Source organism: Streptomyces sp. NPDC001668 (genome assembly GCF_042893155.1).
GTDB lineage: Bacteria > Actinomycetota > Actinomycetes > Streptomycetales > Streptomycetaceae > Streptomyces.
Window position 1 is genome coordinate 80570 of the sequence record NZ_JBIAUQ010000026.1, and the last position, 9813, is coordinate 90382.

Consider the following 9813-nt stretch of genomic DNA (forward strand, 5'->3'; position numbering starts at 1 on the left):
ACCGCGATGTCACTGTGCACGTAGCAGAAACGTAGTGGGAGACCAGAAGGTTCCCCGAATCCCGTACTTCTACACGGCGTCGGGCACACTGAGTCAGCAACTCCGCGTGAACTCCACCGATTCCCATCACTCCCCTCGCATCCACTGGTCCATCACCGACAGCAGATGATCGGGATCGACCGGCTTGGTCACGTAGTCGGAGGCCCCCGACTCGATCGCCTTCTCCCGGTCGCCCTTCATCGCCTTGGCGGTCAGCGCGATGATCGGCAGCCCTGCGAACTGCGGCATCCTGCGGATCGCGTTGGTCGTCGCGTAACCGTCCATCTCGGGCATCATGATGTCCATCAGGACGACCGCCACGTCCTCGTGCTGTTCCAGTACCTCGATGCCCTCACGGCCGTTCTCCGCGTAGAGCACGGACAGCCCGTGCTGCTCGAGGACGCTGGTGAGCGCGAAGACGTTGCGGATGTCGTCGTCGACGATCAGCACCTTCTCCCCGCCGAACCTGATGCCCCGGCGCGGCTGCGGCGCGGACTGGTGCTCCACCGCCGACCACTGGTCCGGCTGTCCGATCCGCTGTTCGAGGGCCGGTGCGGTCCTGCGACGGCGCCGGAACAGCGCCGCGGCACCGTTCTGCGTCTCCTGGTACGACTTCACCTCGGCCGGGGTCTCGACCTCGGCCTCGAAACGCCCGTTCTCCGACGTGGACGCCACCAGGTCGCCGGCCTCCAGGGCGGGCATGGCCTGCTGGTAGCCCTGCGGCGGCAGTTCGCTGGGGTGCAGGGGCAAATACAGCGTGAACGTCGATCCGCGTCCCGGCTCGCTCTGCGCGTGGATCTCGCCGCCGAGCAGTTGCGCGATCTCCCGCGAGATCGACAGCCCGAGGCCCGTGCCGCCGTACTTGCGGCTCGTCGTGCCGTCGGCCTGCTTGAACGCCTCGAAGATCACCCGCATCTTGCTGGCGGCGATACCGATGCCGGTGTCGGTCACCGAGAACGCGATCAGGTCGGCGTCCGGGTCGCGCAGCGAACCGGCCTCCAGCAGCTGCTCCCGGATCGCCACCGGGACCTCCCGCCCGGCGGGCCGGATGACCAGCTCGACGGCTCCGGAGTCGGTGAACTTCACCGCGTTGGACAGCAGGTTGCGCAGCACCTGGAGCAGCCGCTGTTCGTCGGTGTGCAGCGTGGCGGGCAGCTCGGGCGAGACCCGCACGGACAGATCCAGGCCCTTCTCCGCGGTCAGCGGCCGGAACGTGGCCTCCACGTAGTCCACGAGCTGCACGAGGGCGATACGCGTCGGCGAGACGTCCATCTTGCCCGCCTCGACCTTCGACAGGTCGAGGATGTCGTTGATGAGCTGGAGCAGGTCGGAGCCCGCGCCATGGATGGTCTCGGCGAACTCGACCTGCTTCGGGGTGAGGTTGGAGTCCGCGTTGTCGGCGAGCAGCTTGGCGAGGATCAGCAGCGAGTTGAGCGGCGTGCGCAGCTCGTGCGACATGTTGGCCAGGAACTCGCTCTTGTACCGCATGGACACGGCGAGCTGCTCGGCGCGCTCCTCCAGGACCTGGCGCGCCTCCTCGATCTCGGTGTTCTTGACCTCGATGTCGCGGTTCTGCTGGGCCAGCAGCTCGGCCTTCTCCTCCAGCTCGGCGTTGGACGCCTGAAGCGCCTTCTGCCGGTTCTCCAACTCGGCCGACCGCTCCCGCAGCTGCTCGGTCAGCTCCTGCGACTGCTTCAGCAGTACCTCCGTCTTGGTGTTGACGGAGATCGTGTTGACGCTGGTCGCGATCATCTCGGCGATCTGGTTGAGGAAGTCCTTCTGGATCTGCGTGAAGGGTGTGAAGGACGCGAGCTCGATGACACCGAGCACCTTGCCCTCGAACAGCACCGGGAGGACGATCACTTGCGCGGGCGGCGCCTCGCCGAGACCGGAGGAGATCTTCAGATAGCCGCTGGGCGCGTTCTCCACCAGGATCGTGCGCTTCTCCTCGGCGGCCGTCCCGATGAGCGCCTCCCCCGGCCGGAACGACGTCGGCATGGAGCCCATCGAGTAGCCGTACGACCCGAGCATCCGCAGCTCGTACTTGTCCTCGGCCTCCGCGCTCAGGTCCTTGCCGTCGAGCAGCGGCATCGCGACGAAGAACGCACCGTGCTGCGCGCTCACCACCGGCGTCAGCTCGCTCATGATCAGCGAGGCCACGTCCTCCAGGTCCCGGCGCCCCTGCATCAGCGCCGAGATACGGGCCAGGTTGCCCTTGAGCCAGTCCTGCTCCTTGTTGGCGATCGTGGTGTCGCGCAGGTTGGCGATCATCTTGTTGATGTAGTCCTGGAGCTCCTGGATCTCTCCGGAGGCGTCCACGTCGATCTTCAGGTTCAGGTCACCCCGGGTCACCGCGGTCGCCACGCGCGCGATGGCTCGCACCTGCCGGGTGAGGTTTCCTGCCATTTCGTTCACGGACTCGGTGAGGTCCCGCCAGGTGCCGTCCACGTCACGCACGCGTGCCTGACCGCCGAGCTGTCCTTCGGTACCCACCTCGCGGGCGACCCGGGTGACCTCCTCGGCGAAGGAGGACAGCTGGTCGACCATCGTGTTGATGGTCGTCTTCAGCTCCAGGATCTCGCCGCGGGCGTCGATGTCGATCTTCTTCGTCAGGTCGCCCTTGGCGATGGCCGTCGTCACCATGGCGATGTTCCGCACCTGACCGGTGAGGTTGGACGCCATCTGGTTCACCGACTCGGTGAGGTCCTTCCAGGTGCCCGCCACACCGGGCACCCGCGCCTGGCCGCCCAGGATGCCGTCCGTGCCCACCTCGCGGGCCACCTTGGTGACCTGGTCGGCGAACGAACTCAGCGTCTTCACCATGGTGTTGAAGGTGTCCGCGAGCTGCGCGACCTCACCGCGCGCCTCGATCGTCACCGTCCGCGTCAGGTCACCGTTGGCGACCGCGTTGGCGACCTGGGAGATGTTGCGCACCTGCATGGTCAGGTTGTTGGCCATCAGGTTCACGTTGTCGCTGAGGTCCTTCCAGATGCCCGTGACACCCGGGACCCGCGCCTGACCGCCCAGCTGGCCCTCGGTGCCCACCTCACGGGCCACCCGGGTCACCTGCTCGGCGAAGGACGACAGCTGGTCGACCATCGTGTTGACGGTCGTGACGAGTTCGAGGATCTCGCCCTTCGCGTCGACGGTGATCTTCTTGGAGAGGTCGCCCTTGGCGACGGCGGTGGTGACCTCGGCGATGTTGCGCACCTGAATGGTCAGGTTGTTCGCCATGAAGTTCACGGACTGCGTGAGGTCCTTCCAGGTGCCGGAGACCCCCTGCACCTCGGCCTGACCGCCCAGGATGCCCTCGGTACCCACCTCACGGGCCACCCGCGTCACCTGGTCGGCGAAGCTGGAGAGCTGGTCCACCATGGTGTTGAGGGTGTTCTTCAGCTCCAGGATCTCCCCGCGCGCATCGACGTCGATCTTCTGGGAGAGGTCACCCCGGGCCACCGCGGTGGCCACCTGGGCGATGTTGCGCACCTGGGCAGTAAGGTTTCCTGCCATTCCGTTCACGGAGTCGGTGAGGTCCCGCCACACGCCGGCGACACCGGGCACCTGCGCCTGTCCGCCGAGGCGTCCTTCGGTGCCCACCTCGCGGGCCACGCGGGTCACCTGGTCGGCGAAGGCGGACAGCTGGTCGACCATCGTGTTGATGGTGTTCTTCAGCTCCAGGATCTCCCCGCGCGCGTCCACGTCGATCTTCTGGGAGAGGTCACCCCGGGCCACCGCGGTCGTCACCTGGGCGATCTGGCGCACCTGGGAGGTGAGGTTGCCACCCATGAAGTTGACGGAGTCGGTGAGCTCCTTCCAGGTCCCGGAGACCCCCGGTACGACGGCCTGACCGCCCAGGCGGCCCTCGGTGCCCACGTCCCGGGCCATCCGCGTCACCTGGTCGGCGAAGGCGGACAGCTGGTCCACCATCGTGTTCACGGTGTTCTTCAGCTGGAGCATCTCGCCGGAGACGTCCACGGTGACCTTCTGCGACAGGTCGCCGTTGGCCACCGCCGTCGTCACCTGGGCGATGTTCCTCACCTGTCCGGTGAGATTCCGGAACGCCGTGTTGACGGAGTCGGTCAGGTCCTTCCAGGTACCGGCCGCCCCCGGCACCTGCGCCTGTCCGCCCAGCTCACCCTCGACACCGATCTCGCGCGCCACGCGCGTGACCTCGGCACCGAACGCGGAGAGCTGGTCCACCATCCCGTTGACGGTGTTCTTCAGCTCCAGCATCTCGCCGGACACGTCGACGGTGACCTTCTGCGACAGATCACCGTTGGCCACGGCCGTGGTCACGGCCGCGATGTCCCGCACCTGGATGGTGATGTTCCGGAAGACCGTGTTCACCGAGTCGGTGAGGTCCTTCCACGTCCCCGCCGCACCCGGCACGTTCGCCTGCCCGCCGAGCTGCCCCTCACCGCCGACCTCGTTGGCCACACGCGTGACCTCGTCCGCGAAGATCCGCAGCGTCTCGGTCATCTGGTTGATCGTGTCGGCGAGCTGCGCGACCTCACCACGTGCGGAGACCGTCACCTTCTGCGACAGGTCACCGCTGGCGACCGCCGTGGTCACCTGGGCGATCCCGCGCACCTGGGCCGTCAGGTTGCCGGCCATGAGGTTCACCGAATCGGTGAGGTCCTTCCACACCCCGGCCACACCCGGCACCTGCGCCTGGCCGCCGAGCTCGCCCTCGACGCCCACCTCGCGCGCGACGCGGGTCACCTCGGAGGAGAAGGACGAGAGCTGGTCCACCATCGTGTTGACGGTGTTCTTCAGCTCCAGCATCTCGCCGGCCACGTGGACCGTGACCTTGCGGGACAGGTCGCCCTTGGCGACCGCCGTGGTCACCAGCGCGATGTCGCGCACCTGGGCCGTCAGCCGGTACGCCATCGTGTTGACGGACTCGGTCAGGTCCTTCCAGGAACCCGACATGCCCCGCACGCGTGCCTGTCCGCCGAGCTTGCCCTCGGTGCCGACCTCACTGGCCACGCGTGTGACCTCGTCGGTGAAGGTCGACAACTGATCGACAAGGTTGTTCACAGTCCGCCCGACCTTCAGGAACTCCCCGCGCAGCGGATGCCCCGTCCCGTCCGGCGCCTGCGTCCTGAGCTCCATCCGGGGCGACAGATCGCCCTCCGCGACCGCGGACAGCACCCGGCCGACCTCGGAGACGGGCCGTACGAGATCGTCCACGAGCGCGTTGGAGGCGTCGATGGCGGATGCCCAGGAGCCCTCACAGGCGCCTGTTTCCAGCCGTTCCGTGAGCTTGCCCTCGCGGCCCACCATGCGCCGCACCCGCGACAGCTCACCCGTGAGATGCAGATTGCGGTCGGCCACCTCGTTGAAGACCGCCGCGATCTCCGACATCACGCCGTCGCCGGACACCGTGAGCCGCCTGCGGAAGTTCCCGTCACGCATCGAGACCAGCGCGGCCAGCAGCCGGTCCAGGGCAGCCGTGTCCACCGCGGTGGTCCCGCCCCGCGGCTTGCGCTGGCCGCTCGGGGACTGTCCGCCCTTCGCGCGCGTCCTAGTGCCCCGCGTCGCTGCGCCAGACTCCACTGTGTCCCTCCCGCAGGGGTCGACCGTTACTGTTGTGCTCGGGTGGTACGGCGCGGCATGCCGGTTGCTGCCGCGTACTCCTGCTTACTACAGCGATATTTCAACCAGGCGTGCAAAGCCGCACCACGGGCTGCTGCCCGCCCTGCGCTCAAGCCACTCGGCCTGCCCGAACCTTCTTCAGGAGCTTGCCCAGTGTTTCACCCTGGTTGAACCCGGCCATAACAGTTCGGCAGCTTCGCACATCGTCCGCACACCCTCCGGACGGAAACACTGCAGACCGGCATCCGCATGGCCGTCGAAGGTAAGTAACCTTGCATGCGGCTGTCCAGCCGAGCCGGTCCGTCCGGCCTGGGCGGTGGCACGAGCACGAGCGGGCATCGGAGGGCGGCCGCACACATGACCACCGGACTGATCCCCGGGGGACAGAACCCGGATCCCCGGCCGACGGGCGGTCTGCCGCAGCAGCGGCACGAGCCGGTCGGCCAGGCAGCCCTGCACGTCGACAACGGCTCGAGGAGTTCTGTGATCACCGCGCGCGCGGCCGCCAGCTTCGAGCCCGTCGGACGATCGGTGGCGACGGCCCGCTCCTTCGTCCGCGACACCCTCCAGGGCTGGGGCTTCGCCGACATCGTCGACGACGCGGTGGTGCTCACCAGCGAGCTCGTCACCAACGCCGTCGTGCACGCGGGCACCTCCGCGGACGTCCTGTGCCTGCGCAGCGACGACGGCGTACGGATCGAGGTGGCCGACCGCTACCCCGAGCGGGAGATCCCCCTCCAGGGCCAGGCCGTCAACATGGGCAACCTCGACCGCGAGGGCGGCCGGGGCCTCCAGCTGTGCGCCGCGCTCGCCGGCCGCTGGGGCGTCGAGTACACCCCCACCCAGAAGCAGGTCTGGTTCCAGCTCGACCTCCCCGAACGCCGGGTGGGCACCCGCACCGCAGGACCGTCCCTGCCCGCGGACCTCCTCCCGCTGGCCGACGGCCGCGTCCGCGTCGCCGTCGTACAGATCGACCGCACCTGCGCCATCACCTCGTGGAACGAGGACGCCGAGGAACTCTTCGGCTACGCCGCCGAGCAGGTCATCGGCAAGCCCCTCACCGACCTCGCGGCCTGGCCGCACACCCCGGGCACCAGCACCGGAATCGCCGAGGCGCTCCAGCTCTCGCGCTGGGAGGGCAGTTACGGCATCAGGGCCGCCAACGGCCGGGTCACCTCGGTCTACGCCTCCCACCTGCGCGTCCGCGACACCGGCGGCGAGCCCTCCACGGTCTGCCTCCTGGTCCGCGACCACGAACGGGCCGTACTCCAGACGCCGTTGCGCATGTCAGCCGCCGACGCCGGCACCTCCTCCGACGGCCAGAGCAGCGACCCCTTCGAGGTCTTCATCGGCTCGCCGCCCCCGGACGACCTCGACGGCCTCCTCCAACGCACGGTCGAACGCGCGCGCGACATGCTCGACGGCGACTCCGCCTTCCTGCTCCTCGCGACCGACGACGAGACGGAACTGGAGGTCCGCGCCTCCACCGGCCTGCCCTCCGCCCGCCAGCGGTTCGCGCGCGTGCCCGTCGAAGCGGGCCCCGGCCGCTACAGCTCCGCCCGTATGCCCGCCGTCCACGACGACCTCTCGGCCGTACCGGGCGCCGTACCGCTCCTGAACGGCACCGGCATGCGCTCGGTCGTCACGGTCCCGCTGAAGGTGGAGGGCCGCCTCACCGGCTCCCTGGGCGTGGCCGCGGAAGGACCCGGCAGATACTCGAACGAAGAGGCCCTGCGCCTCCAGTTCGCCGCCGACCGCATCGCGTTGGCGGTCGAGTCGGCTCGTCTGGGTGAACTGGAGAAGCTGCGCCGAGGCTCACTGAGCTTCCTCGTCGAGGCCTCCGACCTCCTCGCCGGCACCCTGGACCGCGACCAGACGCTGGCCCTGATGGCCCAGATGACCGTCCCCACCCTGGCCACCTGGTGTGCCGTCTACACGATCGCCGACCAGGCCTCGGATCCCTATCTGTCGTACGTCCTGCACGAGGACGAGGAACTCATCGACGGCATCAAGTCGTTGCTGTCGAAGGTCCAGCCCCCGGACCCGGTCCCCACTCCCGGCGCCCGCGTCTGGTCGGCCCCCGGCGAGGCGGCCCACCAGGCGGCCCTGCGCAGTTCCATGCGCAGCCTCGGCCTGAGCGGCGGCCCCACCCACCAGCTGGCCTCCGGAATCGGCCCCACGCTCGCCACGGCCTCCGCGGTGGGCGGCGAGACCGTCGTCCTCCCGCTGGTCGCGCGCAACCGCGTCATCGGCATGCTGACCCTTGGCAAGCCCGCCGACGAACACTTCCGCCAGGAAATCCTGGAACTGGCCGAGGACTTGTCCCGCCGGGCGGCCCTCGCCCTGGACAACGCCCGCCTCTACTCCGAGCGCACCGCCATCAGCCAGTCCCTCCAGCGCAGCCTCCTGCCGCCCGAGCTGCCCGAGATCGACGGTGTCGAGGTCGAGGTCATCTACCGCGCGGCCGGCGAGGGCAACGAGGTCGGCGGCGACTTCTACGACGTCTTCCCCATCAGCGACGGCGCGTACGGCTTCGCCATCGGCGACGTCTGCGGTACGGGCCCGAACGCGGCGGCGGTGACAGGCCTCGCCCGGCACGCCCTGCGCCTGCTGGCCAGGGAGGGCCTCAGCGGCCCGGCGGTCCTGGAGCGCCTGAACTCCGCGATCCTCGACGAGGGCGCCCGCAGCCGCTTCCTGACCCTCCTCTACGGCGAGTTGTGGCCGCAGGAGGACGGCAGCGCCCGCCTGAAGGTCGTCTGCGCCGGCCACCCGCTCCCGCTCCGCCTGCGCCAGGACGGCACCGTCGAACCGGCCGCCGAACCCCAGCCGCTCCTGGGCGTCATGGACGATCTGGAGCTCTACGAGCAGACGGTCACCCTCGACCCGGGTGACGTCCTCCTCTGTGTCACGGACGGCGTCACCGAGCGCCGGGAAGGCACCCGCATGCTGGGCGACGACGGCCTCGCCGACGTGCTGACCACCTGCACGGGCCTGACGGCCGGCGCGGTGGCCGCCCGCATCATGCGCGCGGTCGAGCGCTTCGCCTCCGACGCCCCGTCCGACGACATGGCGATCCTGGCGATGCGCGTCCCGGGCCTGCACAACGACTGAGAGAGCGCACGAAAAAGGCCCCGCCCGAATGGGCGGGGCCTTTTGGCTGGAGCCCCCTAACGGAATCGAACCGTTGACCTTCTCCTTACCATGGAGACGCTCTGCCGACTGAGCTAAGGGGGCCTGTCACTTTTCGAGGTTTCCCTCGCGGCAACGGAATAGATCATACCCCGAACAGACCCGTGCTCCCAACTCGCTCAGAAAGCAGGCTGAAGCAGCCCCCCGAGCGCATTGCACGCGGCCACGACCCGCTGCATGTCCCGCTTGGTCAGCGAGGCGTCCACCGGCAGGGCAAGCGTCTCGTCGGCGGCCCGTTCGGTCTCCGGAAGCGACACACAACGCCGGAATTCAGGCAACCGGTGCACGGGCGTCTTCACCGGCACCCGGCACTCGACTCCCTTGCTCCGCAAGGCCCGCGCAAAGGCGTCCCGATCCGGCCGCCCATTACCCGGGACGCGCACGACGTACTGCTGATAGGTGTGCCCGTCCCCACCGTCGGGCGTACGCACCCCGCGCAGCTTCCCGTCGAGATAGCAGGCCCGCTCCCGGCGCTGAGCGACCTCGTCGTACGGCGCCTCCGACTCGCCCTCCTGGAGCACCAACAGCCCGTGCCGCTGCCCGACCGCGAGCAGCCGCGCCATGTCGGCGGGACGCCCGAATCGGTGGACGACAACTACGGCCGCCGTCCGCGGAGTTATGGCGGCTTCGACAGCGGACGCGTCAAGGCAGTAGCTGACCGGATGTATGTCCGCGAACACCGGGAGCGCACCTGCGAGTGTCACCGCCTCGGCGACCTCGACGTTCCCGAAGGCCGGTACGACGACCTCGTCACCGACTCCGACGCCGGCGGCCCTGAGCATTGCAGCAGTACCCATGCTGCGGATGGTGGTTGTGCAACGTGAACTTCAAGTGACGCACAACAAAAAAGGGTTGGACCCCGAACCGAAGTTCAGGATCCAACCCTTTGAATGATTGTTCGGCGGTGTCCTACTCTCCCACAGGGTCCCCCCTGCAGTACCATCGGCGCTGTAAGGCTTAGCTTCCGGGTTCGGAATGTAACCGGGC

Annotated in this window: 3 protein-coding genes, 1 tRNA gene and 1 rRNA gene; 1 reads left to right on the plus strand and 4 read right to left on the minus strand. The window is 68.7% G+C overall.

From position 1 onward, the window contains the following. Positions 1–126 precede the first annotated feature (126 nt). Entirely contained in the window at positions 127–5598 is a 5472-nt protein-coding gene (locus ACFYZ8_RS44210; RefSeq protein WP_359040203.1) for a HAMP domain-containing protein, read from the minus strand. 396 nt (positions 5599–5994) lie between these two features. On the opposite strand from ACFYZ8_RS44210, the gene ACFYZ8_RS44215 reads away from it, so the two are divergent. Further along, on the plus strand, positions 5995–8748 hold the full coding sequence (locus ACFYZ8_RS44215; protein ID WP_359040205.1) for a SpoIIE family protein phosphatase: 2754 nt from the start codon (positions 5995–5997) through the stop codon (positions 8746–8748). A 47-nt stretch (positions 8749–8795) separates the two neighbouring features. Here the strand turns inward: ACFYZ8_RS44215 and ACFYZ8_RS44220 are convergent. From ACFYZ8_RS44220 to rrf, 3 genes are all read right to left on the minus strand, one after another. Continuing rightward, positions 8796–8871: transfer RNA gene (locus ACFYZ8_RS44220), tRNA-Thr, on the minus strand. 74 nt (positions 8872–8945) lie between these two features. After that, on the minus strand, positions 8946–9608 hold the full coding sequence (locus ACFYZ8_RS44225) for a DegT/DnrJ/EryC1/StrS family aminotransferase (RefSeq protein WP_388542477.1): 663 nt from the start codon (positions 9606–9608) through the stop codon (positions 8946–8948). 114 nt (positions 9609–9722) lie between these two features. Further along, a 5S ribosomal RNA gene (gene rrf, locus ACFYZ8_RS44230) occupies positions 9723–9813 on the minus strand; the annotation flags it as partial.